Origin of the sequence: Streptomyces sp. NPDC047000 (genome assembly GCF_040644295.1) — a bacterium.
GTDB lineage: Bacteria > Actinomycetota > Actinomycetes > Streptomycetales > Streptomycetaceae > Streptomyces.
In genome coordinates this window covers 243,874-266,945 of the sequence record NZ_JBEYWE010000006.1, presented here as the reverse complement: position 1 = coordinate 266,945, position 23,072 = coordinate 243,874, and the positions used below count along the sequence as shown (strand labels likewise).

18 protein-coding genes and 1 pseudogene are annotated in these 23,072 nt (G+C 72.5%); 12 read left to right on the top strand and 7 right to left on the bottom strand.

Annotation, left to right across the window (positions count from 1 at the left end):
• Positions 1-11: 11 nt before the first annotated feature.
• Positions 12-632: an SMI1/KNR4 family protein gene (locus ABZ862_RS13390; RefSeq protein WP_360956552.1), complete on the bottom strand. Its 621-nt coding sequence runs from the start codon at positions 630-632 to the stop codon at positions 12-14.
• A gap of 463 nt (positions 633-1,095) precedes the next feature.
• Here ABZ862_RS13390 and ABZ862_RS13385 point away from each other — a divergent pair, with 463 nt between their 5' ends.
• The 7 genes and pseudogenes from ABZ862_RS13385 to ABZ862_RS13355 form a co-directional block, all read left to right on the top strand.
• On the top strand, positions 1,096-1,569 hold the full coding sequence (locus tag ABZ862_RS13385) for an ATP-binding protein (protein ID WP_360956550.1): 474 nt from the start codon (positions 1,096-1,098) through the stop codon (positions 1,567-1,569).
• 218 nt (positions 1,570-1,787) lie between these two features.
• Complete coding sequence (locus ABZ862_RS13380) at positions 1,788-2,708, top strand: DEAD/DEAH box helicase (protein WP_360956548.1); 921 nt, start codon at positions 1,788-1,790, stop codon at positions 2,706-2,708.
• 81 nt (positions 2,709-2,789) lie between these two features.
• Positions 2,790-5,540: a helicase-related protein gene (locus tag ABZ862_RS13375; protein ID WP_360956546.1), complete on the top strand. Its 2,751-nt coding sequence runs from the start codon at positions 2,790-2,792 to the stop codon at positions 5,538-5,540.
• A gap of 346 nt (positions 5,541-5,886) precedes the next feature.
• Entirely contained in the window at positions 5,887-8,832 is a 2,946-nt protein-coding gene (locus tag ABZ862_RS13370) for a Zn-binding domain-containing protein (protein WP_360956544.1), read from the top strand.
• Entirely contained in the window at positions 8,829-9,446 is a 618-nt protein-coding gene (locus ABZ862_RS13365) for a hypothetical protein (RefSeq protein WP_360956542.1), read from the top strand. Before ABZ862_RS13370 ends, ABZ862_RS13365 begins: the two co-directional genes overlap by 4 nt.
• Positions 9,331-10,197 (top strand): UvrD-helicase domain-containing protein, encoded by an 867-nt coding sequence (locus tag ABZ862_RS13360; RefSeq protein ID WP_360956684.1) that lies wholly within the window; start codon positions 9,331-9,333, stop codon positions 10,195-10,197. The genes ABZ862_RS13365 and ABZ862_RS13360 overlap by 116 nt, the downstream gene beginning before the upstream one ends.
• A 110-nt stretch (positions 10,198-10,307) precedes the next feature.
• Positions 10,308-10,736 (top strand): annotated as a pseudogene (locus ABZ862_RS13355) (cytochrome P450); the annotation flags it as partial.
• 44 nt (positions 10,737-10,780) lie between these two features.
• Here the strand turns inward: ABZ862_RS13355 and ABZ862_RS13350 are convergent.
• On the bottom strand, positions 10,781-12,214 hold the full coding sequence (locus tag ABZ862_RS13350) for an MFS transporter (RefSeq protein ID WP_360956540.1): 1,434 nt from the start codon (positions 12,212-12,214) through the stop codon (positions 10,781-10,783).
• A gap of 299 nt (positions 12,215-12,513) precedes the next feature.
• Between ABZ862_RS13350 and ABZ862_RS13345 the strand changes: the two genes are divergently transcribed.
• Entirely contained in the window at positions 12,514-13,269 is a 756-nt protein-coding gene (locus ABZ862_RS13345; RefSeq protein ID WP_360956538.1) for an SDR family oxidoreductase, read from the top strand.
• Positions 13,270-13,280: 11 nt separating this feature from the next.
• Here the strand turns inward: ABZ862_RS13345 and ABZ862_RS13340 are convergent, their stop codons facing one another.
• Positions 13,281-14,096, bottom strand: coding sequence for an IclR family transcriptional regulator (locus ABZ862_RS13340; protein WP_360956536.1), 816 nt, complete (start codon positions 14,094-14,096; stop codon positions 13,281-13,283).
• Positions 14,097-14,336: 240 nt separating this feature from the next.
• Between ABZ862_RS13340 and ABZ862_RS13335 the strand changes: the two genes are divergently transcribed.
• The 4 genes from ABZ862_RS13335 to ABZ862_RS13320 all read left to right on the top strand — a co-directional run bounded on the left by ABZ862_RS13335 (position 14,337) and on the right by ABZ862_RS13320 (position 17,667).
• The gene (locus ABZ862_RS13335) at positions 14,337-14,909 is read left to right on the top strand and encodes a carboxymuconolactone decarboxylase family protein (RefSeq protein ID WP_360956534.1); all 573 of its coding nucleotides are present in this window, start codon (positions 14,337-14,339) and stop codon (positions 14,907-14,909) included.
• A gap of 81 nt (positions 14,910-14,990) precedes the next feature.
• On the top strand, positions 14,991-15,863 hold the full coding sequence (locus tag ABZ862_RS13330) for a fumarylacetoacetate hydrolase family protein (protein ID WP_360956532.1): 873 nt from the start codon (positions 14,991-14,993) through the stop codon (positions 15,861-15,863).
• On the top strand, positions 15,860-16,762 hold the full coding sequence (locus ABZ862_RS13325) for a fumarylacetoacetate hydrolase family protein (protein WP_360956530.1): 903 nt from the start codon (positions 15,860-15,862) through the stop codon (positions 16,760-16,762). Before ABZ862_RS13330 ends, ABZ862_RS13325 begins: the two co-directional genes overlap by 4 nt.
• Before the next feature lie 113 nt (positions 16,763-16,875).
• Complete coding sequence (locus ABZ862_RS13320; RefSeq protein WP_360956528.1) at positions 16,876-17,667, top strand: SDR family oxidoreductase; 792 nt, start codon at positions 16,876-16,878, stop codon at positions 17,665-17,667.
• Positions 17,668-17,771: 104 nt separating this feature from the next.
• Here the strand turns inward: ABZ862_RS13320 and ABZ862_RS13315 are convergent, their stop codons facing one another.
• From ABZ862_RS13315 to ABZ862_RS13300, 4 genes are all read right to left on the bottom strand, one after another.
• The gene (locus tag ABZ862_RS13315) at positions 17,772-19,274 is read right to left on the bottom strand and encodes a hypothetical protein (RefSeq protein WP_360956526.1); all 1,503 of its coding nucleotides are present in this window, start codon (positions 19,272-19,274) and stop codon (positions 17,772-17,774) included.
• Positions 19,275-19,457: 183 nt separating this feature from the next.
• Positions 19,458-20,387, bottom strand: a complete 930-nt coding sequence (locus ABZ862_RS13310; protein ID WP_360956524.1) for an alpha/beta hydrolase — start codon at positions 20,385-20,387, stop codon at positions 19,458-19,460.
• Positions 20,384-21,679 carry an amidohydrolase family protein gene (locus tag ABZ862_RS13305; RefSeq protein WP_360956523.1) on the bottom strand — a complete coding sequence of 432 codons (1,296 nt, stop codon included), beginning with the start codon at positions 21,677-21,679 and terminating at the stop codon, positions 20,384-20,386. Before ABZ862_RS13305 ends, ABZ862_RS13310 begins: the two co-directional genes overlap by 4 nt.
• Positions 21,676-23,028 (bottom strand): MFS transporter, encoded by a 1,353-nt coding sequence (locus ABZ862_RS13300; protein WP_360956521.1) that lies wholly within the window; start codon positions 23,026-23,028, stop codon positions 21,676-21,678. Before ABZ862_RS13300 ends, ABZ862_RS13305 begins: the two co-directional genes overlap by 4 nt.
• Between the last annotated feature and the right edge of the window lie 44 nt (positions 23,029-23,072).

Here is a 23,072-nt window from a genome sequence, read left to right as displayed (position 1 = left end):
ACAGGGTACACCTACCAACAGATCAGCCCATTGCGCACTGTAGGCAGATGTGGCATCCGACGGCCGCCGACCGCGAACGGGCGAACTCCCTCCAAGGCGTCTGCCACCGCGCTCAGATATGCGGCCAGAGATGGAAATGCGAGATCGGGAAAGCTTTCTTCCTCGTACTCGTAGACTGGCGCAGGAGTCTTCCCTCCGGACACATCAAGGAACAGTCCGCAGTGCACTTCCTTCTGTCGGAATACTGGAATCCATCCCTCTTTCCAGTACTCATAGCGAGAACCTGGCTCCTGCATGGCCATGCTCGCTTTCCTGTTGCCCACATAGAGAGAGCAGATCAGTTCCACATCACAGAATAAGAAGTTCGAAGGGAAAGGAGAATAGCCGCCTCCACCCCGCCCATCATGCAGTGCATTCCCGGTCAACGAGCGACTTCTGGCCGTGCTGCCATTATTAACCTTGAGGATCTGCCGCAACTCTGCAGGCAGACTGACACCCATCACCGATTCGGCCCGCGCAATCTGTCCTTCGGAGGCAGGCGGGTTCAAGGCATCAGCGTGAGCCGGGGCACTCTCGACAAGCCAACGCACAATGCGTGACCATTCTTCCCCTACGTTGCTCAATTCCGTCACCTTTCTTCCGTACACGGCTGCGCGGCACCGCGTTCTCCAGAGCCCTCGGCGTACGTTACCGGCTGTGCCCGAGGGTCGGCCCCCGGCCTCTGACGCGGGCGGGGGCCGGGTGAGGGCGCGTCAGGGGTTCTCAGTCACCACCCCGCCGAGCCAGCGGAGTCGCCGGTGCAACAGATCCTCGACGGAGGCCGGGGGCGGGTCGGCGGGGCATCTGACCGGTACGGTCCGTAGCGGGTCGGCTGCCCTACGGGGTGTTCGGTCCATGATCGGCGGGGTGGGACAACGTCATAGACGGCAGCACGTCCATCGCCGCCACGCCCGGCGTCGCCACTGCCGCAACGGCGGTGGCCAATGGGCCGGCAGCACCGCGTACCGCCTACAGCCCCCGCCCCACCGCCGACCACCCTCCGTCGTAAGTGCGTCACATATGGCAACCGGGGTTCGGCGGCGTCACCGTGAAGCCATGCACAGCGCACCCACCCCCACGCCGACGGCCGTCCCCGCCGGCCCGCCCGCCGCAGCGCACGAGTTCGAGATGCGTTTCACCTCAAGTCCCGGAGGCGCGCGGCTCGCGCGGCGGCTGGTCTCCCACCGGCTGGACGCGTGGGGGCACCTCTACGACTCGGCCGTCAACGAGACCGTCACCCTCATCACCGCCGAGCTCTGCGCCAACGCCGTGACCCACGGGCGCGTGCCGGGGCGGGACTTCCACCTGCGGCTGTCGCTCGCGCCGGAGGTGATCCGGGTCGAGGTGTCGGACGCCCGCACGGAACGGCAGCCGCTGCTCACGCGGGACGACTCGCCGGCCGACGCGGAGTCGGGCCGCGGGCTGCTGCTGGTGGAGGCGCTCGCGTCGCGCTGGGACGTAGGCACCCGGCATCCCGCGCCGGGCAAGACGGTATGGGCGGAGGTCGACTGCCCACCCGGGGTCGTATGACACCGAGCGTGGTGACCCCGGCCCTCAGGGGTCCGGGGCCGTAGGAACCCTCACGGCCCCGGACGCCCAGGGCCCGCGCGCGGACCACCAGGGCATCCGGGACCACCGGCCGCACCCGTCCCGTCACACACTGTCGGTCCCGCCCTATACGGTTGATCCACACCATCCGGGGGCCGCCGCACACGCACGTCCCCGGATCCGCCGACGAGGGGAGCGTCGTGAAGCCGACCCTGGCCGCCGCGCAGTTGCGGGGCAGTCTCACGCAGTACCTCACGACGACCTACGCCCTCGCCGACGACGACACCCGGCGCGCCCTGGAGCGGTTCCTGGGCGATCCGGAGTCAGGGATCTTCCGCGGGCCGTATCTGCGTATCCGGACGCCCTTCCATCAGGCCGGGGCCGGGTGGGAGCGGTGTCTGGAGTGGCGGCCGGGGTTCACGCCGTGGCGGCATCAGGCGCGGGCCTGGCAGCGGCTGAGCACGCTGGGCGGCCGGGACGCCGAGCCGACGCTCGTCACGACCGGTACGGGTTCCGGGAAGACCGAGTCGTTCCTGGTGCCGGTGCTCGACCACTGCCGGCGGCAGAAGGCGCTCGGGCGGCGCGGGGTGAAGGCCGTCCTGCTCTACCCGATGAACGCGCTGGCCACCGACCAGGCCGGCCGCATCAGCGACTTCCTCGCCCTGCCCGACCTCGCCCAGGTGACCGCGGGCCTCTACATCGGTGACCGGCCCGACACGGACTTCCGGCGGGTGATGACCCGGCGCGAGGACATCCGCGCCACCCCGCCGGACGTACTGATCACCAACTACAAGATGCTGGACCTGCTGCTGCAGCGCGGCGAGGACCGTGACCTGTGGCGGGACGCCGACGTCACGTACGTCGTGCTGGACGAGTTCCACACGTACGACGGCGCGCAGGGCACCGACGTGGCGATGCTGCTGCGGCGGCTCGCCACCGCGGTGGGCGCCGCGCGGCCGGGGCGGCCGCTGGGGCGGATCTGCCCGGTGGCCACCTCCGCGCCCCTCGGCGAGGGGCGGTCGGGGGCACCGTCGCAGGGCATCCTGGACGTGGCCCGGCAGGTGTTCGGGATGCCGTTCCCCGCGGACGCCGTCATCGGCGCGGAACGCATGTCCGCCTAGGAGTTCACCGGCGCCGTCGACTACAGCCTGCCCGAGCCGCCCACTCCGCAGGAGGTCATCACCGCCTCCGGCGGACCGGGGGTGGAGGCCGACCCCCGGTCGCTCGACCTGGACGGGCTGGCCGCGCGCCTGCTGGGGCAACGGGGGCTCGACGCCTTCCGTGTCGGGCGCATGCTGAAGCGGCACGACTTCACGCACGGCGTACTGGCCCTGCTGCACGGGGAGCCGCTGGCCGAGTGGGAACTGCGGGACCGGATGGCCCGGTTCGGATACGCGTGGGGCCGCACCGCGCGCGACAACCCGCGCCTGGTGCTCCAGGCCCTCTCCCGTTTCGTCGCGCTGCTGTCCGCGGCCCGCGACCCGGACTCCGACGAGCGCCGCCCGCGCCCGCTGCTGCACATCGAGGCGCACCTGTGGGTGCGGCCGGTGACACGGGTGCTGCGCGGGGTCGGCAGGACGCCGAAGTTCCGCTGGTACGAGGACGACCGGGCGCAGGCCCGGCGCGCCGCCCTCACCGCGGGGCCACCGCCGGACGAGGAGGACGGCGGCGGGACGGGCGGGTGGCCCTCCGGCGACGCGAGCAGGCCCCGGCCGCTGCCCGGCGCGGACAGCGCGGTGCGGCCCGCCGAAGTGCATCTGCCGGCCGTCTACTGCCGGGCCTGCGGACGATCCGGCTGGGCGGCGCTGTCCCCAGAGGCCGATCCGCAGCGGCCCGTCATGGCGCAGGACCGGATCTGGCGGGCCGGTGTGGGCCGGGACAAGCGGCGCATCCGCTACTTCGTCGCCGCGACGGAGGCGGAGCGGCAGCAGGCGCTCGACGCCCTCACCGGTCGGCGGGCCGCCGCGGACGGCGGCGTCGATCCGCTGACCGTCGTCGTGCTCGACGGCGCGCAGGGCACGTACCGGCTGCCCACGGCGCACGACGACGCGGAACTCGTCGACGCGTGGTTCGCCCTCGCTCTGCTCGACAAGAAGACGGCCGACCGGGCGGCGAAGGACGACCGCTGCCCCGCCTGCAACACCGACAACAGCATCCGCTTCCTCGGCACGGCCCGCGCGGCGCTCGCCTCGGCGACGGTCACCCAGCTCTTCACCGGCGGGGACATCGCGCTGGTGCCGGAGGAACGCAAGACGCTGCTGTTCAACGACTCCACGCAGGACGCCGCCCACCGCGCCGGATACGTCGCCAACGCCTCGTACCGGTTCTCGCTGCGCTCGCTGCTCGCGCACAATCTCGACGAGTCGGGCACCCCGACGACGCTCAACGAGCTGATCGGCGACGTCCTCGACTCGGTGGAGGACCCGGAGGCGCTGGCCGCCGTCGTACCGCCGGACCTGCACGACGAGCCCGGCGTGGACCGGGTGCTGTCCGGGCGGGGCACGGGTGACGCGCGCACCTGGCGGCTGATCGGCGAACGGCTCGCGTTCGCCGCGGTGATGGAGTTCGGGCTGCGTTCGCGACTGGGGCGCACGCTGGAGCTGACCCGGACCGCCGCCGCCGAGGTCGTCGTCGCCGATCCGGGGCGGGTGACCGACCTCGCGCGGGACCTGCATCTCGCGCTGCCGGGACAGCTGGTGATGAGCAGCGGGCTGCCGACGCCCGACCGCTATCCGGCCTATGTGCGGGGCGTTCTGGAGCGGCTCCGGCTGCGGGGCGCGGTGCGGCACCGATGGCTGGAACAGTGGATCCGGGAGGCCGGCACCAACCGGTTCCTGATCAGCGGGCGCCGCCCGGAGGGCATGCCGGCCTTTCCCGAGGGGGTCGCCCCGCCGCGGTTCCTGCTGGACGGGCAGAAGGACGGGTCCGAGTTCGACGCGGTGACCGGCCGGCTCGGCTGGTACCAGGACTGGACCCGGCGCTGCCTGGGCCTGGACGCGACCGGCGCCACCGAGTACCTGCGCAGACTGCTGCCCGCCCTCGCCGACGAGCACGTGGTGAGCGTACGGACCGCGAAGGACCGCACGACCCGTGTGTACGGCCTCCAGCCCGGCCACATCGAGGTGCGGCTGCTGGACGACGCGATCGTGAACAAGGCGTTCGTGTCCTGCGAGGACTGCGGCTGGCAGCAGGTCGTGCCCCCGGAGCGGCGCACCCGCTGGTACGGGCACCCCTGTCCGCGCTACCGCTGCAAGGGCCGTCTGACGGCGCCGCAGCCGGACCTCTCCTGCGGGCCGGACCTGTCCTCCCCGCGGCCCGGCGCCGACGGGTCCGGCTCACCCGATGCCCGGCTCTTCCGGTCCTCGGCTTCCTGGCCCGGCGGCCCCGGCGGACCCCACGAGCGCGACTACACCGACGACTACTACCGGCGGCTGTATCTGACGGGCGGCACCTTCCGCGTCGTGACCGCCGAGCACACCGGCATGCTGACCCGCGCCGAACGCGAGCGGGTCGAGCGGTCCTTCAAGGCGGGCACGCACTACACCGACCCCAACGTGCTGTCCTGCACCCCCACCCTGGAACTCGGCATCGACATCGGCGACCTGTCCGCCGTACTGATCGGTTCGCTGCCCAAGGGGCCCGCGAACTACGTGCAGCAGTCCGGACGGGCCGGGCGCCGGACCGGCAATGCGCTGGTCGTCGCCTTCGGCGGACGCCGGGCGAGAGACCTCTACTACCTCGACCAGCCACGGGAGATGATTGCCGGTCAGATCGTGCCGCCCGGCTGTCATCTGTCGGCGGTGGAGATCCTGCGCCGCCAGTACACGGCGTGGCTGATCGACCTGGCGGCCCGGGGCGTGCTCACCACCGCGGACGGCGAGCGGCTCCAGCCCGTCCCCCGGCTGTCGTCCGCCCTGTTTCGGCACGACGGGCTGGTGCCAGGACCTGGCTGACGCCGCACAGACCCACGGGGCCCGGCTCGTCGAGGAGTTCCTGGCCCTCTTCGCCCCCGGTGAGGGCGCGCACGGCGACGACGCGGGCGCGTCCGAGCACGCGGCCGGTGAACTGCGGGCCTACGCGGCCGGGGGCATCGTCCGCGCACTCCAGGAGGCCGAGGAGGACTGGACCGGGCGTCGGGAGGAACTGCGGCGGCGGATCGCCGCGATAGACGCGGCCGTCGACTCGCTGGCCCGGTCCGACGAGGCGCAGAACCGGGACCGCCGCGAGCTGCTCGCGGAGCGCCGCAGCACCGGTGACCTGCTGCGCGACCTGAGCCGGACGAGCGCGCACGGCACCCTCGTGGAACTGGGGCTGCTGCCGAACTACAGTCTCACCGACACCATCACCCGGCTCGAGGCCACGCTCTACTGGTCCGAGTCCCCCTCGGACACCGAAGCCGACGGGGCAGGGGCGGAGGGCGAGCGGAAGGAGCGCGCGGACTCCCCCGGCCCGGACCGGGTGTACCGCAGCGAGACCCGCGACTACGAGCGGTCCCGCAAACTCGCCCTCACCGAACTCGCGCCCGGCAACAGCTTCTACGTCAACGGCTACCGGCACGTCGTGCGCGCCCTGGACATCGGCAGCGCGGAGCGGCGCGGCTGGTCGGTGTGGCGGCTGTGTCCGGCCTGCGGCTACGTGAGGACCGGGAACGCCCAGACGGACACCTCGCCCTGTCCGCGCTGCGGCAGCAGGGAGATCGCCGACGCCGGCTGTGTCCAGTACGTGCTCCAGCCGCACCGGGTCATGGCGCGCGACAAGCGGGACGACGCCCGGGTCCGGGACGACCGCGACGAACGCGACCGCCGGTCGTACGCGACGCTCACCGTGGTCGACATCGACCCGCACCAGCTCGCGGGCGGGTCATGGCGGCACGAGACGGCCGTCTTCGGGGTGGACTTCTCCCGGCGGGCCGTCATCCGGACACTGAACCTGGGCCTCGACCGGCAGGACGGCGGTTCCACCGTGCCGCTCGCCGGTGAGGAGGCGCGGATCAACCCGTTCTACGTGTGCACCAGTTGTGGTGGCGCCACCGCGGACGGCCGTCCCGTCGTGGACCAGGCCCAGCACGCGCTGACCGAGTCGGGCGCCGCGAGCACCAGGGCGAGCGCCCACCACCAGTTGTGGTGCCCGAGGCGCCGTACCCGGGTCGCCGACACCGGCGGCGGGGGCGGGGACGGGCAGGGTCCCGGTCGGGACGTGCCGCTGCTGCTCGCCCACGAACTGACCACGGAGGCCGTGCGCATCCTGCTGCCCGCCTCGGTCACCCGGGCCCGGGAACGGCTGGCCTCCTTCACCGCGGCCCTGTTCACCGGGATAGCGGCCCGCTACGGCGGCGACCCCGACCACATCGACATCGCGGCGGCGAGCATGCCGGACGGCCTGGACGACCAGGGCGGGCCTGGCTCGGACTTCCCTCGCCGGTTCCTCGTCGTCTACGACCGGCTGCCCGGCGGCACCGGCTATCTGCACCGTCTGGCCTCCCCGGACGGCTTCCGCGACGTCCTGCTGATGGCGCGGGACGTCATACAGAACTGCCCGTGCCGGGCGAAGGAGCTGGACGGCTGCCACCAGTGCCTGCTGCGCCGGGTCCCCCCGTCGGACTACGACCGGGTCTCCCGCGTGGAGGTGCTCTCCATGCTGGACGATCTGCTGGGCGCCGACGGCGGGCGCTGGCGCACCGTGCCGGTCGCCACCACCGGTCACATCCCGCTGGAACGGCAGGCGGAGAGCGACCTGGAGGTGATGTACCTCGAGACGCTCCAGAAGTGGGCCGGCCTGCCCGAGTCCCGGGCCACGGCGGACGCGTACACCACCTCGGCGGGCACCCGGGCACTGGAGCTGCGGCTGTCCACGGGGGACGGCGCCACGGTGAGCTGGCGGGTCTCGCAGCAGCGGGTCCTGGACGGCACCCGGCCCGACGTCCTCTTCGAGCGCCTCGACGCTCCCGGGCCCCGGCTCGCCCTGTACCTGGACGGATACGCGTACCACGCGAGCCCCGAGCACAACCGGCTGGCCGACGACGCCGGCAAGCGGACCCGTCTGCGGGCCGACGGGCTGCGGGTGTTCCAGGTGACGTACCCCGACGTCAAGGAGTGGCGCCGCCGGGTGGACGACACCGGTTACGCGGGGGCCGGGCCCGCCGACCCGGTGTGGGTGCCGTACGACCGGACGGCGCAGGACCGCGCCCGGGCGTACTACGCCGCCACCCGCGGCGGGCTGCCCGGCGAGCTGCCGGAGACCGTGTGGGTGAATCCGGCCGAGCTGCTGCTCGCGTACCTCCGGGCTCCCGACGCGCGGGTGTGGCACCACCGGGCGGAGGCAGCCGTGGCCGGTCTGGTGGGGACGCCGGGCGCGCGGGACACGGCGGTCGCGCCCGGTGCCGTGGGCCCCGCCGTGGAGGCGGCACTGCGCGGGGACCCGTCCGGCGGGCCGAAGGGGCCGCTGCGGGTGCTGGCGGTGACGGACGCGTCGGGCTGCCGGCTGGTACTCGCCGCCGATGTCCGTCGCCGGCCGCCCGTCTGGACCGCGCTGACCGTCCTCGACGACCGCGCATCGGCCGTGGCGGACGAGAAGCGCCACCAGCGGCGCTGGCGGGCCTGGCTGTACTGGAGCAATCTGATCCAGTTCCTCGAACACGGCGGAGGCGACGGCGCGCAGCTCACCACCACGCTGCTGGACGGCTTCACGGCGGACGTCCTGACGGTGACCGGAGGGGCCGGATGGCTGTCGTCCACCGGCCTCGCCGCGGCGTCGCGCACCGCCCCGGTGCCCGCGTCGGAGCCCGGCCCGGTGTCCCCCGCGGCCACAGCCCTCCCCGCCGTTCCTGCGGGGGCTTCCGAGGAGGCACCGCGTCCAGGGACTGCCGTACCGGAGCGGGACGGCGCCTGGGACGCGGTGCTCCGGTACCTGGACCCCGACGAGCCGGGGCTCGCCGAGCTGGCCCAGGCGCTCGCCGACGCCGGGGTGCCCGCTCCGGAGGACGGCTTCGAGCTCGACGACCACGGCTGGCTGGCCGAACTGGCCTGGCCGGACGCCCGGATCGGCGTGGTCCTCGCGCCGCACGCCGTGGACGAGGGGCCGGACGAGCCGGATCACGAGGCGCGTGACCGTGACCGCGCCTTCGCCGCCGCCGGGTGGGAGGTCCGCCCCGCGGCCGAGTGGGACGCCGGGGAACTGGCCGCCCGGATCCGGAGTGAAGAGAACAAGAAGGACGAGCGGGAAGAGAACGGGGAGCCGGGACGATGAGCGGGGCGAAAGTGATGCTGCGGCTGCTGGACAAGGCCGACAAGGAGATCCTCCGGCTCCCCCGGACGGTCAAGGGCGCGCTGTTCGACTTCCAGCACAAGTTCAAGGAGAACCCCCGGACTCCGGGCCTGCGGCTGAAGCAGCTCAAGGGCGACAGCAGGCTGTGGTCCGCGCGGGTCAGCGACGAGTACCGGGCGATCCTGCTCCGGCTCTCGGACGACGACTGGCTCATCGTCTCGGTCAAGCACCGCAAGGACGTCTACGACCGTCTGTCGTACGGCATCAACCAGATCACCGGCGGCATCGAGTACGTCGATCTCCAGGTGGTGGAGGACAGCGTGCTGCGGCGCGTTGCGCGGCCCGGGCCGCCGGCCGCGGCGCCGGCCGAGCCGGTCGCCCCCCCCGCCCGCCCATGCCGTCCCCCCGGCACCGCTGTTCGCCGCCTGGTCGGACGAGCAGCTGACGGAACTCGGCGTCGCCGAACCGCTGGTGCCGGTCATCCGCAGCCTCACCACCGAGGAACAGCTCCTCGGGCTGATCGAGTACGCCCCTCAGCTCACCGGCGAGGTGCTGGTCGCGCTCTTCGACGGCAAGTCCTTCGAGACGGTCCGTGACGAGGTCACCGCCCCGCTCACCGCGCCGGAGCCGGTCGACACGGAGGACTTCCAGGCCGCCGCCGAACGGCCCGCCACCCTCGTCACCACCTCCGACGACGCACTGCGCGAGGCTCTGGAGGCCGGGGACTTCGGCCGCTGGAAGGTGTTCCTGCACCCCACCCAGGCGAAGCTGGTCGAGCGCCGTTACTCCGGTCCCGCGCGGGTCGGCGGTGGCCCCGGCACCGGGAAGACCATCGTCGCCCTCCACCGGGTCCGCCACCTGGTGTCACAGCTGCCCCCGGGGCACACCAAACCCGTCCTCCTGACGACCTACAACAAGAATCTCGCCGCCGACCTGCGCTCACGGCTCCTGGAACTGGGCGGTGAGCAGCTCCTGTCCAGGGTCGACGTCAGCCATGTCGACCAGCTCGCCCTGCGTGTCGTACGGGAGGCCGAACCCGGCAACCACAGGCAGACCATCGACGACAGCCGGGCCGTCCGGGAGTGGCGGGAGATGCTGGACGAGCTCGGTGAGAACGGCTGGGACCCGGAGTTCCTCCACGACGAGTGGACCCAGGTCGTCCTCGGCCAGGCCGTCGGCACGCGCACCGACTACTTCCGGGCCCGCAGGGCGGGCCGTGGCAAGAACCTCGGGCGGGCGGAACGCGCCGCCGTCTGGCAGCTCGCCGAGCGCTTCACCCAGCGCCTGGACCGGCTCGGCCGCCAGACCTGGGACCAGGCGGAAGTCACCTGGCCTCCCTGGCCCTGAGCATCTGGCCCTCGGCAGCCGACCTGCTCGCCACCACCGTCGAAGAGGAGCCGCCCACCGGACGCCCCCGAGTCCCGTGAACACCCGGCTTCCGGGCGGTGCTGGGAGAACTCCCGCGCGCCTTCGCCGAGACCCTGCGGTTCACCCCGCCCGTCCACATGATCATGCGGCAGTCCGCGGCGGAGGTGACGCTCAGCGGCGGCACCGTACCGGCGGGCGCCACCGTCACCTGTCTGATAGGCGCGGCCAACCGCGACGGGAGCCGCTACCGCGATCCCGACCGTTTCGACATCTTCCGCGACGACCTCACCACCGCGACCGCCTTCTCCGCCGCCGCCGACCATCTCGCCTTCGCGCTCGGCCGGCACTTCTGCGTCGGCGCGCTGCTGGCCAGGGCGGAGGTGGAGATCGGCGTCGGGCAGCTTCTCGACGCCATGCCCGACGTACGTCTCGCCGACGGGTTCGAACCGGCCGAGCAGGGGGTGTTCACCCGCGGGCCGCAGAGCCTGCCGGTGCGGTTCACCCCCGTGGGCGGCTGACCGGAACAGGGCCTCCATGTCCCGCAGGTCGGCGGCCGCAGGGCCTAGCTGGAGAGTTCCTCCAGTGAGGCCTGCTTGGTCTCGATGCCGAAGACGGTGGTGACGACGAGGCCGATGACCAGTACGGCCGCGAAGAGGGCGAACACGGTGGCGATGCCGTGGTCGACGAGCGTGCCGATGACCGTGGGCGCGAGGACGGCGGCGAACCCGCGCCACGAACTGGCGCTGAGGGTGCCCCAGGAGCGCATACGGGTGGGGTAGATCTCGGCGGTGTAGGCGTACACGAGCGGGTCGACGCTGCTCACGCCGAGGAGCATCAGGCCACCGCCGGCCAGCAGCGCGGGCCAGGTGTGGAGGTTGCCGGTGACCGCCAGTACGACGGCGAGCAGCGCGCCGGCGAGGGAGATCGCGTACCCCGTGAGGAACCAGCGGCGTCGGCCCACGCGGTCGACGGTGGCTCCCACGACGATGATCAGCGCGATGGCCGCGAGGGTGACCGCGCCGCTGAGCAGGGCGGCGGTCGAGGGGGAGACGCCGACCCGCTTGACGTAGAGGCTGGGCATCCAGGCGGTGCCGCCGAGCAGGGTGAAGAAGACGGTGAACCACAGCACCCAGGCCGTGAGCGTCCGCCTGCGGTACCGGGGTGACAGCAGCTCCGCGTGCCGGGTGGACGCCAGGTCGGCGCTCGGTGTGCTGTCAGAAGCGCCGGCCGGGGTGTTGTCCGGGGCGCTGTCCGAGGCGCTGTCCGGGGCTCCCGCGGAGTCGGCGGCGGCTTCCATGGCCGTCACGATCCGCTCCGCCTCGGCGAAGCGTCCCTGCCGGATCAGGACGCGCGGCGACTCCGGCAGCAGGCGCCAGGCGACCAGGGCGATCAGCAGGGGAGCGCCGCCGATGGCGAACAGCAGCCGCCAGGCGTTCTCGGGGCTGGTGGAGGCGAGCAGGGCGGCCGCGGTCAGTGATGTGGCCAGGTTGCCGAGCGGTGAGGCCAGCTTGTAGAGCACGGTGACCCGGCCCCGCTGCCGGGCCGCGACGAACTCGCCGAGCAGGGCCGACGCGACGGGCACCTCGGCGCCCAGGCCGAAGCCCTGGACGAGCCGGAGGGCGCCCAGGCTGGTGCTGTTCCAGGAGGCGGCCGAGATCAGGGCGAAGACCCCCATCACGACCAGGGCGACGATGAACACGCGCCGCCGTCCCAGCCGCTCGCTGACCAGGCCGAATCCGATCGCGCCCAGCGCCTGCCCGAGGAAGCCCGCGCTGACCAGCAGGCCGGCCCGACTGGGGCTGAGCCCGTAGGTGGCGGATATGGCGCTGAGGACGGTGGCGATGGAGACGATGTCGAAGGCGTCGAAGAAGGTTCCCGCCCCGAGCGTGCCGACCACGCGGGCGTGGAACCGGGAGACCGGTACCTGGTCCAGCCGCTTGACCAACTGGTCCGCTTGCGCCGTTTGTCGGGCGTTCTGCGCATCTGTCACAGCCATGGCGGCAGCTCCTCGTCGAGCGTGCAGGGGGTGCGATGTCGATGGAGAGACGGTCACTTTCATCGAGCGAAAGCAGCTTGTTTCATCCGGAAGCAAGGTGGAGGAACCAAAGCATCGCGACCGGAAGGGCGTCAAGAGGCCGGGGAGCACGGACAGGCACGGACAGGCACGGACAGGCACGGGCGGGCACTGACGGGCACGGGCGGGCACGGGCGAGCATGGACATCACCGCGACGTGGGCGTTATGGTCCCGGAGAAGATTGAAAGCTGCTTTTACTCAGTGAAAGTCGAGGGGCGCCATGGGATGGTTGGGACTGGACGGCCGCCGCGCACTGGTCATGGGAGCCGGCGGACTCGGCGCGGCCTGCGCCCGGAGCCTGGCGGAGGCCGGGGCGCGGGTGGCCGTGGTCGACGTGGACGAGGCGAAGCTGAAGGCGCTGCGGGACGAGCCGTCGCTCGCGGACGCCGAGGTGCGGGTGTTCCCGGCCGATGTGACCAGCTCCGAGGCGTGCGAGGAGGTCATCGCCGCGGCGGTCGGCACGCTGGGCGGCCTGGATGTGCTGGTGCACGCGGTGGGCACGAACGACCGCCGCCCGGTGGTGGACACCCCGGACGAGGTCTGGGACCGGATCCTCCTGCTGAACCTGTCCAGCGCGTTCTACGCCGGCCGGGCCGCCGGGCGCCTCATGCGCGAGGAGGGAGGCGGGAGCATGGTGTTCTTCTCGTCCGTCTCCTCACGTCTCGCGCACAGGCACCACGCCCCGTACGCGGCGACCAAGGGCGGCCTCGACCAGCTGGTGAAGGTGATGGCGCGGGAGTGGGCCGCCGACGGCGTGACCGTCAACGCGGTCGCGCCGGGCTATACCGAGACCGAGCTGACCAGGGAGTACCTGGACAAGCCGGGGATGCGTGAGGAGATGGTCGGCCTGGTCCCGGCCGGGCGCCTGGGCACACCGGAGGACGTGGTCGGGGCGGTGCTGTTCCTCGCCTCGCGGCGCGCGTCGTTCGTCACCGGTCAGGTGCTCTACGTCGACGGCGGCCGCACGCTCGTATGAACCGGCGGACCTCAGCTGCCGCCGAGCAGCCGCGTGATCTCCCGGCAGGCGTCCAGCAGCGGCGGGCGCAGCTCGTCGTGCAGGCGGCCGACGGGGAACTCCATCGCGGGGACGGCCACGTTGACGGCGGCCACCACCACGCCGGACGCGTCGCGCACGGGCGCGGCGACGGAACGCAGCCCGTAGGCGAGCTCCTCGTCCTGGATCGCCCAGCCCTGGTCACGGATCTCGGCCAGGGTCTCCGCCAGCCGGGCGGGCACGCGGATGGCGTTGGGGCCTCCGGCACCGGAGAACGAGACGTCACTCAGGCACTGTTCGAGCTCCGCGGCGTCGAGGTCGGCCAGCAGCACCTTGCCGATGGAGGTGCGGACCGCCGGAAGCCGGGAGCCGACCTGGATGTTCGCGGTGACCAGGTCGTTGTTGCGCAGCCGGATCAGGTAGAGCACGCGGTCGTCGGAGAGGGTGCCGAGGTTCACCGTCTGGCCGGTGACGGTGGCGAGCCGGCGCAGCGGCCCGTCGGCGAGCTCCACCAGCGTCATGCCGCGCAGAGCGGAGAAGCCGAGTGTGAGCACCTTGGGGGCCGGACGGTAGGCGCCGTCGGGCAGTTGCTCGAGGAAGCCCTCGGTGACCAGGGTCGCGGCCATCCGGAACGCGGTCGGCAGCGGTACGCCGGTCTCGGCGGCCATGTCGGTCAGTTTCATCGCCGGACGCTGCTCGGTGAACAGCGCGAGTATCCGCAGGCCCTTGGCCAGGGCCTCGACGTGATAGCTGCGCTTGGACGCGGAGCCCTCGGCGGGAGAGGGGGTCGGTTCGTCACGCGGCGGCACTCGGGGCTCGCTTTCTGCACGGGCGTACGGGGCATACGGAACGCACGGGACGTAAGGGGCGTACGGGGCCCGGGCGGCCCGCTGGACCCGCTGGACCCGCGGGACCCGCGGAGGCGGGGGTCCGCAGAGCGTACGAGGTGTGCGTCGTGAGGTACGCCGACCGGGGGACTTTCATTCTACGGAAGTCGATATCACAGATGTGCCCCTTTGTGCGACAAGGAGGGCCGAGGAGGAGGACGCATGGGAGCGCGAGCCCGACTGGCGGGGCTGCCGCCCGGGGAGCTGGACGACGAGCAGACGAAGGTCTACCGGGCCATCACCGGCGGTCCCCGCGCGGCCGGTCCGCAGGCGTTCGCGCTGACGGACGGGGAGGGGCGGCTGCGGGGCCCGTTCAACGCCATGCTGCTCAGCCCGCCGGTGGGTCTCGCCGTCCAGGCGCTCGGCTCGGCCGTGCGCTACGGCTCCGTCCTGGGCGGCCGGGCGCGTGAGCTGGCGATCCTCGCCGTGGCCGCCCACTGGAACAGCGCCTTCGAGCGCGAGGCCCACGAGGCCGTGGGCCGCCTCGCCGGCCTGACCGGGCCGGAGATGGCCGCGCTGCGCACCGGCGCGGCGCCCGGCCTCGCCGATCCCGGCGAGCGGGCCGTACTGGAGACGACCGGCCGGCTGCTGCGGCACGGCGCGCTGAGCGACGAGGAGTACGCCGAAGCCGTGTCCGCGGTGGGCGAGCGCGGCCTGTTCGAACTGACGACCCTGGTCGGCTACTACTCCGCCCTCGCCCTCCAGTTGCGCGTTTTCGCAGGTGAGGGGCCTTGACAGGGCATAGCGGCCCATCAATACTCGAATCACGTTCACACAGCGAATCTAACTTTCACCTGACGAAAGAGGTAGGGATCCGTGAAGCTGATCACCTTCGACGACGGACGGGTCGGCAGGCTGGAGCTGGAGGAACGGCTGGTCCTCCCGCTCGAAGTGCCCAGCACCCGGGAGTACTTCGCGCGTGACGGCCAGGTCCGGGAGACCGGCGAGCGCCTCCGGCTCGACGACGTGAAGCTCCGTGCGCCGATCGTGCCGAAGAAGTTCTTCCACACCTCCGGCAACTTCCGCGAGCACGAGGACGAGTCGAAGAACGTCGACTGGTCCCACCCCATGCACAAGGGCATCGTCTTCTTCCAGAACGTCGACGCGATCGTCGGCCCGGACGAGCCCGTGATCTACCCGGAGCACCTGACCAGCGAGCTGGACTACGAGCTGGAGATCGCCGTCGTCATCGGCAAGCCGGGCAAGTTCTTCGGCGTGGACGACGCTCCCGACCACATCGCCGGATACGTCGTCTTCAACGACATCACCGCCCGCGACATCCAGCGCCGCGAGATGGAGTCGGGGGTCTTCTCCTTCTGCAAGGCCATCGACACCTTCTGCCCGGTCGGCCCGTACATCGTGACGGCCGACGAGATCCCCGACGCGCAGAACCTCGACATGGAGCTGCGGGTCAACGGCGTGGTCCGGCAGAAGTCCAACACCAACCGCATGTCGGTCTCCATCCCGCACATCGTCGCCTACCACTCCCCGCAGGGCTACAGCGCGGGCGACCTGATCACCACCGGCACCGTCCAGGGCGTGGCCGGCTTCAGCGGCGACCCGGAGATGTACCTCAAGCCGGGCGACGTCGTGGAGGCCGAGGTCGAGCGCCTCGGTGTCCTGCGCTCCCCGATCGTCAGCTGGCAGGAAGGGCACGGCACCCCCGTACCGGCGAAGGTGGACTGGTGAGGTTCGGCGTACTGGACGGCCGGGCCGTCGTCATCAAGGGCGACCGGGCCGCCGCCGTCAGCGGTGACCGGACCGCAGGCATCGGCGGTGACCGGGCCGCGGGCAGCGCCCGCCCGTCGCAGGGGCCGCTGTCCGGCGACCCGGCGGTCCTGCTCGCGGACTGGCCCCGGCTGCGCGACTGGGCGGCCGGGCTGCCCGACGAGGCGTACGACATCCCGGTGGACCCCGCCGCCCTCGGCGCCCCCGTGCCGCACCCCCGCCAGGTCTTCGCCGTCGCCCTCAACTACCCGCCGCACGCGGCGGAAGCCGGCTACACCCCGCCGGAGGAACCGCTGGTCTTCACCAAGTTCCCCACCTGTATCACCGGCCCCGAGACCACCGTCGCGCTCCCGCCGGGCAAGGTCGACTGGGAGGTCGAACTCGTCGCCGTGATCGGCCGCGAGACGTACCGGGTGAGCGAGGACCGCGCCTGGCAGTCGGTGGCCGGACTGACGGTGGGCCAGGACCTGTCCGAACGCGTCTCCCAACTACGCGGGAAACCGGCCCAGTTCAGCCTCGGGAAGTCCTTCCCCGGCTTCGGCCCCATCGGTCCCGTCCTGGTCACTCCCGACGAGTTCGACGACCCTGACGACCTGGAGATCACCGGGCTGCTGAACGGCGAGGTGGTCCAGCACGACCGCACCGGATCGATGATCTTCCCGGTACCGGAGCTCATCGCCCGCCTGTCCGCCGTGCTCCCCCTCCTCCCCGGCGACCTGGTCTTCACCGGCACCCCGGCCGGCGTCGGCAACCGCATGAACCCGCCGCGCTACCTCACCGCCGCCGACGAACTCGTCAGCCGTGTCGAGGGCATCGGCGAGATCCGCCAGCGCTTCACCGCCCCCGACGACGACCGCTGACCCCCTCCGGCGGCCACCACTGACGTCCCCGGGCGGCCACCACCGCCCCCTCGGGCGGCCCCTGCGAAGCCCGCCCGGCACCCCTCCGAAGACCTGCTCAGACAAGGACCCGCATGTCCCAGCACACAGCTCCCCTCCCCCGCCGTTTCGAGGGCCGCACCGTCCTGGTCACCGGTGCCGGCACCGGTTACGGCGCCGAGATCGCCGTCCGCGCCGCCCAGGAGGGCGCCAGGGTCGCCGTCCACTACCGCAGCTCCGCCGCCGGCGCCGACAGGACCGTCGCCCGCATCAAGGACGTGGGCGGCGAGGCGTTCACCGTGCAGGCCGACATCTCCGTCCACGCGGACGTCATCCGGATGGCCGAGGAGGTCTTCGAGCGCTTCGGTGGCCTCGACGTGCTGGTCAACAACGTCGGTGACGTCGCCGGCGACCAGATGTCCTGGCGCGACCTCACCGAGGAGTCCCTCGACCACGTCCTCGCCGTGGACATCAAGGGCACCATGCTGTGCGTGCACGAGTTCGGCTCCCGGATGCTGGAGCAGGGCCACGGCGCGATCGTCAACATCGGCTCCACGGTGATCGTGCGCGGCAGCGCGCGGGCCCCGCAGTACGCCGCCGCGAAGTACGGCATCCTCGGCATCACCAAGTCCTACGCCCAGGCGTTCGCGCCGTATGTGCGGGTCAACACCTTCGCACCGGGCTTCATCGAGACCGACACCCTCCTGAACCGCGCGGACTGGAAGTCCGGCCGCCGTGAGGACATGGTCGCCAAGACGCCGATGGGCCGCATCCCCGGCCCGGCCGAACTCGCGGGCACCGCCCTCTTCCTCGCCACCGACGACGCCGCCCACATGACCGGCGTCTACCTCAACGCCGACGGCGGCTTCAACATGATCGGCGCCTGAGAAGGTCCTCCGGCGGACCGGCCGGGGTGCCCCGCGGAGCCGTTCCGCTTCCGGAACGGCTCCGGGACGGCTCCGGGACGGCTCCGGAACGGCTCCGGAACGGTTCACACGGAGTCGGCCGGGGCGCCGTCGTGCAGGAGTGCCCCGCGTACTTCCCTGGTGAGGTCCGCCATGGCGTCCCGGCCGCTCCGGCCCGTGTCGACCGTCAGAACGGTGCCCATGCTGCCCTTGTCGCCCCAGAAACAGGCGTCGAGCCGCTGGGTGCCCGTCGTCAGGAACGAGGCGCAGCGGATGCCGCCGCCGGGGCGGTCGAGTGCGGCGGACCACGTCATGTCCGCGCTCAGTCCCGCACGGCCCAGGCCCGACTCGAGGCCGTCCTGGAAGGATCCGAGCACGTCCGGGGTCATGTCGTGGAAGTCGCCGACCGCGCCGAACACCATGATCACGGGCAGCTGCTTCGCCTTGTTCCCGTACACGTAGCTGAAGGACTCGGCATCGTCGTCCACCACGGAATTGTCCACGTTGGCTTTCAGGACCTGCTGGATCGGCGTGTCCTCCAGCCGCTCGTAACCCCGGAGGCGGTCCGGTGCCGCGACGGTGTAGCGCGGATAGGCGGTGTACCGCTGGTAGCTCCAGGTGCCCGAGGCCACCACGGCCGCCAGGACCACGGCGAGCACGAGGAACGACATCGTTGTCTCACGACGGGTGGGCGCCGGAACCGGCGGCAGTACGGGAAGGGCCGGGGCGGCGTCTGCGGCGGTGTCCGCATCCCCCTCGGCGTCAGCGGTGTCAGCGGCGACGGCGACGGGTTCGGCCTGTGCCGTGTACGGCAGGGAGGCGGCCCGGTCACGTGCCCGGCGCAGTACGGTCCGGAGCGGAGCGGAAGGGACGAGGAAGGCCAGGACCACCAGGCTCGACCAGCCGTCCCACCGGAACGCGGGGACGGCGAGGAGCACCGCGACGCACAGGGCCGCACGGATCAGAAGCGTCCGCTCAGGGAAGCGCACCATCCAGCGCAGTGGTGCGCGGCCGGGGCCGGCGAGCGCGGTGAGGGTTTCGGCGAGGGTGGCCAGGCGTTGGTCGTCGGGCCGTTCCTGAGCGTGGGCGCGGGCCTGCGCGGCGGCCGAGGCGGGATCCCCCACGGCCACGAGCACCAGGCGCGCGTCGTACATCTGGGTCCGCACGGGTGAGGGCGGCCGAGGACCTCTCTCCACCTTGCCCGCCGTCAACTGCTCGGCTCGCAGAGCGTGTTCGGAATCGGGTGCCAGTTCCCGCAGCCGTGCGGCGAGTTCGGGGCCCCGCCGGTACCTGGCCGGGTGGTCCAGGTAGTCGCTGCGCAGACACAGTTCGGCGTACGCGGCGAGCAGTTCGAGGTCGTCGGGGAACGCCTCCAGCCCGTCCTGGTAGGTCCGTTCGGCCAGGTCGTCGTGATCGTCGTCGTCCTCGGCCGCGTGCGCCCGCCCCAGCACCAGGAAGAGCCGCGCATCGGGGCCGTTCGTCTTCAGCGCCTCCGTGGCGATGCGCCGCGCCTGCGACAACTGGCCCGCCAGCAGATAGGCGTGCGCCGCGTCGTGAGCGGATCGGTCTTCCCGGCCTTCGGCCTGCATGGTTCTGCCCCCTGCTCCGCATGCCGGTCACCGGATCCGGCGCGGCACGCAATGATCACTCCCGCCCGTGATCCAGTCAACCGGAATTGACTCGCACCGGCAGAGCGCGCGGCGGCCCACACGCTCTGCCGGCCACACACCGGCCACGCACCGGGCGACGCGGCGGCACCCGGTGCGGCGGGTCTACTTCATCGGCTCCGGCCCGAACCCGCCGAGCAGGAAGTCCGCGGTCCGGTCGACGAGGGGGGTGAGGGCGTTCTCGTCCAGTTCGCGGAACATGTGCCCGGCGCCCGGGACGGGCTCGACGGCGGCCGGTGTCCCGGCCGCGGTGAGCGCGTCGGCGAGCCGTGTGCTCTGGCGGAGCGGCACGTCGACGTCCGCGGTGCCGTGCAGGAACAGGAACGGGGGTGCGCCGGGACGGACCCGCGCGACCGGGCTGGCGGCGCGCGCCAGCTCCGGGACGGTGCTCACCGGGGCGCCGAGCAGGCGGCTCTCCCGGGATCCGGGACCCTCGTCCGGTGTCCCGCCGGCCTCGGCCAGGTCGGCGGCCAGCGCGGTGAGGTCGGTGGGTGGGTACCAGCAGACCACGGAGTCCGGCCGGGGCACGCCGGACGCCGAGCCGCCGGGGTCGTCCCCGTCGGCGGTGAGGCCGGTGAGGCCGGTGAGGGCGGCGAGAGCGGCCAGGTGGCCTCCGGCCGAGCAGCCCCAGAGCGAGGTGCGCCCGGTGCGGACCCCGTACGCCGCCCGGTGCTCCGCGAGCCAGCGCAGCGCGGCGCGTACGTCGTCGAGCTGCGCGGGGAACACGGCTTCGCCGCTGAGCCGGTAGTCGCAGCAGGCCACGGCGATGCCGTGCGCCGCGAGCCGTTCGAACGGCTCGCCCCGGCGCCAGACATGAGGGGCCGGGGTGATCCGGCGGCTGCCTCTCAGCCAGCCCCCGCCGTGCAGGTAGACGACCAGGGCGCGGGGGTCGCGCGGGACGTAGAGGTCCAGGGCGAGAGGGCGGTGTCCCTCGTACACCGCGAACTCCACGTCCCGGTGCACGGTGACGGCTCCGGCGTGTACGGGCTCGGCGGGGGTGGCGACGTGCACGGCGGCGGCATCGGTGGTGCTCATCGCAGCGGATCCGTGGAGGCACCGGTCGCGGGCGCGCCCGCGGGCTGCTTGTGGAACCGTCCGTCCTGGACGATGCAGCGCAGGTTGTCCCGGTCCTGCAGGACGCGTACGTCCTCGGCGGGGTTGCCGGCGACCACGAGCAGGTCGGCCAGGTGGCCGGGCGCGAGCAGGCCGAGCCGGTCGCCCATGCCCATCACCTCGCCGCCCGTCCTGGTCGCGGCCGAGAGGGTTTCCAGCGGCGTGTACCCGAGCAGGTCGACGAACAGTTCCAGGTCGCGGGCGTTGCGGCCGATCGGGTTGTTGGGGAACCCGTAGTCCCCGCCGGGCAGCGCCTTGATGCCGCGCCTGCGGATCTCGGGGTAGACCTCCGCCATCGCCTCCAGCGCCGCCACCGAGCCCATCTTCTCGCTCATGGCCCGGTCGATGCCGAACTCGGCCCCTTCGTGGACGTTGGCGTAGAGGATGCCGGGTGCCGGGGAGACGAACACCTCGTCCTTCACCGACTCCAGGAGGTCGAGCGCCTCCTCGTCGGCGTAGGTGCAGTGGTAGACGGAGCGGAAACCGGCGCGGACCGCGATCTTGACGGACTCCGCGGACTGGGCGTGGCAGTTCAGCCACACGCCCGTCTCGCGGGCGGCCCGTCCCGCCGCGTCGGCCTCCTCCTGGGTGTACTGGGTGAGCTGGGAGCCGCCCTCGGTGAACACGTCGTCGTTGGACAGCAGGAACTTCACCGAGTCGAACCCGAGAGCGGCCTGCTCGCGCACGAACGCGTCGCACGCCTCGGGGCCCATCCAGTCGGGTTCGGTGTGTCCGTCGGGCCGCACCGGGTGGTTGTCCCGCTCCATCGACGCGGCGAGCATGCGGGGCCCCGGTACGGCTCCCGCGCGGATCCGGTCGCGCAGGGCGACCTCGGTGGGCAGGGGCAGCAGCGATCCGGCCGAGTAGGCGGAGGTGAACCCGGCGTCGAGCAGGATGCGCGCGTTGCGCTCGGCCCTGGCGAGTTCGGCCTCGAAGCCTTCGATGTGGCGGAAGAAGCTGACGTCGACCGGCGGGTTGAACCGCGGGTCGATGTGGCCCACGGCCGACGGGAAGGTGAGGTGCGCGTGCGACTCCACGAGGCCGGGCATGACCGTGCAGCCGGTCGCGTCCACGATCCGGTCGGCGTCGGTGGAACCGGTGACCCGCGGCCGTACCTCCACGATCCGGTCGCCCTCGATGACGACCTCGCCGGGCTCGGGCGCGGTGGGGGTGCCGTCGAAGACGAGTCCGCCGGTGAACAGGGTGCGCGTCACGATGTTCCTTCCTTGTCTGCCGGGATGCCCGGGGGGAGGGTCGGGGGGATGCCCGGGGGGATGCTCAGGGGGAGGGAGGCGGGGCGCGCGGCCGTACGGCGGAATCCGGCGGCCGAACCGGCCGCGAGCAGCAGCGCGACGGCGCCGACCAGGCCGACGGAGGTGGGCAGGCCGCCGGCGACGCCCTTGACCGCCAGTACGAGCAGCGGGCAGAGGAACTCGCCGAGGAACAGGCTCGCCGTCCACAGTCCCGTGCCGCGGCCGCGCTGTGCGAAGTCCAGCGGTGCCACCGCCCAGGTCAGCAGGGTGGGCAGCAGCAGACCGGTCCCGGCGCACGCGATGACGGCGCCCGCGGTGACGGTCGCCGGGCCGCCGCCGGTGCCGATGACCACGAGCCCGGCACCCGCGAGGCCGAACGCGACGGGCAGCAGCGTTCCGGTGCCCCGGCCCGCCACCCGGCCGAAGACGAACGCTCCGGTCGCCGTGGCCGCCGAGGCCAGGGTCGTCACGGCGCCGATGACGCCGACCGAGGTGACGCCGATGCCGTCGAGGACGTAGGCGAGTTCGACGATCGGGGTGTAGAAGACGACGCCGCCGACCAGGGTGACCAGCACCGGGGTGGCGAGGGTGCGCCACGGGACCGGCGGCACGGCGGCCGGCGTGCCGCCCACCGGCACGCCACCCGCAGGCGTGTCGCCCGACGGCGTGTCACCCACCGGCCGCGGCTGCCACAGCAGCTTCGCGGCGAGTACGGCGAAGACGAGCCCGGACGCGTACAGCACGGTGGGGACCCGCCAGCTCACCGAGCCGAGCGCGCCGCCCAGGGCGAAGAACAGCGTGGCGGCGACCGCTGCGGACAGGGTCTGCAACCCGAGCCAGCGGTCACGGGCGGGCCCGGTGAAGTAGTCGGCGATCAGAGTCGTGCAGCACGTCATGATGGCCGCCTCGGTGATCCCGACACCGGCGCGGCTGATCACGATCGGCACGAGGCCGGTCAGCCAGAGCGGCGCGGTGCCGAACACGGCGTACACGACGAGCGCGCCGACCAGCAGCCGCTTGCGTCCGAAGCGGTCGACGAGGGAGCCCGCGAACGGCGCGAGCACTCCGACCACGAGCGCCGGCACGGTCAGGGCGACGGGCACCAGCACCTCGGCGCCCGGGGTGCCGGCGAAATGGTCCTGCATCCGGGGCAGGACCGGTGCGAGCAGCACCGCGCCCAGCACGGGCAGACAGCTGATCAGTGCCAGCAGGACGCCCTGGGGCCGGCCGGCCGTCCGGGACGACGCCGCGTCGGGTGCACCGCGCGCCGCGCCGGATGCGCCGGAGACTCGCACATCGAAATCGGCCATGTGATCCGCCGGTCCTTCCCCGTGCCACCACGGTGTGGCACGTC

Bases quoted from the DNA above. Each gene is read 5' to 3' on its own strand.
- ABZ862_RS13365 (WP_360956542.1), top strand. From the start codon at position 8,829: ATGAGCGGGGCGAAAGTGATGCTGCGGCTGCTGGACAAGGCCGACAAG.
- ABZ862_RS13335 (WP_360956534.1), top strand. From the start codon at position 14,337: ATGGGAGCGCGAGCCCGACTGGCGGGGCTGCCGCCCGGGGAGCTGGAC.
- ABZ862_RS13345 (WP_360956538.1), top strand. From the start codon at position 12,514: ATGGGATGGTTGGGACTGGACGGCCGCCGCGCACTGGTCATGGGAGCC.
- ABZ862_RS13300 (WP_360956521.1), bottom strand. From the start codon at position 23,028: ATGGCCGATTTCGATGTGCGAGTCTCCGGCGCATCCGGCGCGGCGCGC.
- ABZ862_RS13350 (WP_360956540.1), bottom strand. From the start codon at position 12,214: ATGGCTGTGACAGATGCGCAGAACGCCCGACAAACGGCGCAAGCGGAC.
- ABZ862_RS13315 (WP_360956526.1), bottom strand. From the start codon at position 19,274: ATGCAGGCCGAAGGCCGGGAAGACCGATCCGCTCACGACGCGGCGCAC.
- ABZ862_RS13310 (WP_360956524.1), bottom strand. From the start codon at position 20,387: ATGAGCACCACCGATGCCGCCGCCGTGCACGTCGCCACCCCCGCCGAG.
- ABZ862_RS13385 (WP_360956550.1), top strand. From the start codon at position 1,096: ATGCACAGCGCACCCACCCCCACGCCGACGGCCGTCCCCGCCGGCCCG.
- ABZ862_RS13320 (WP_360956528.1), top strand. From the start codon at position 16,876: ATGTCCCAGCACACAGCTCCCCTCCCCCGCCGTTTCGAGGGCCGCACC.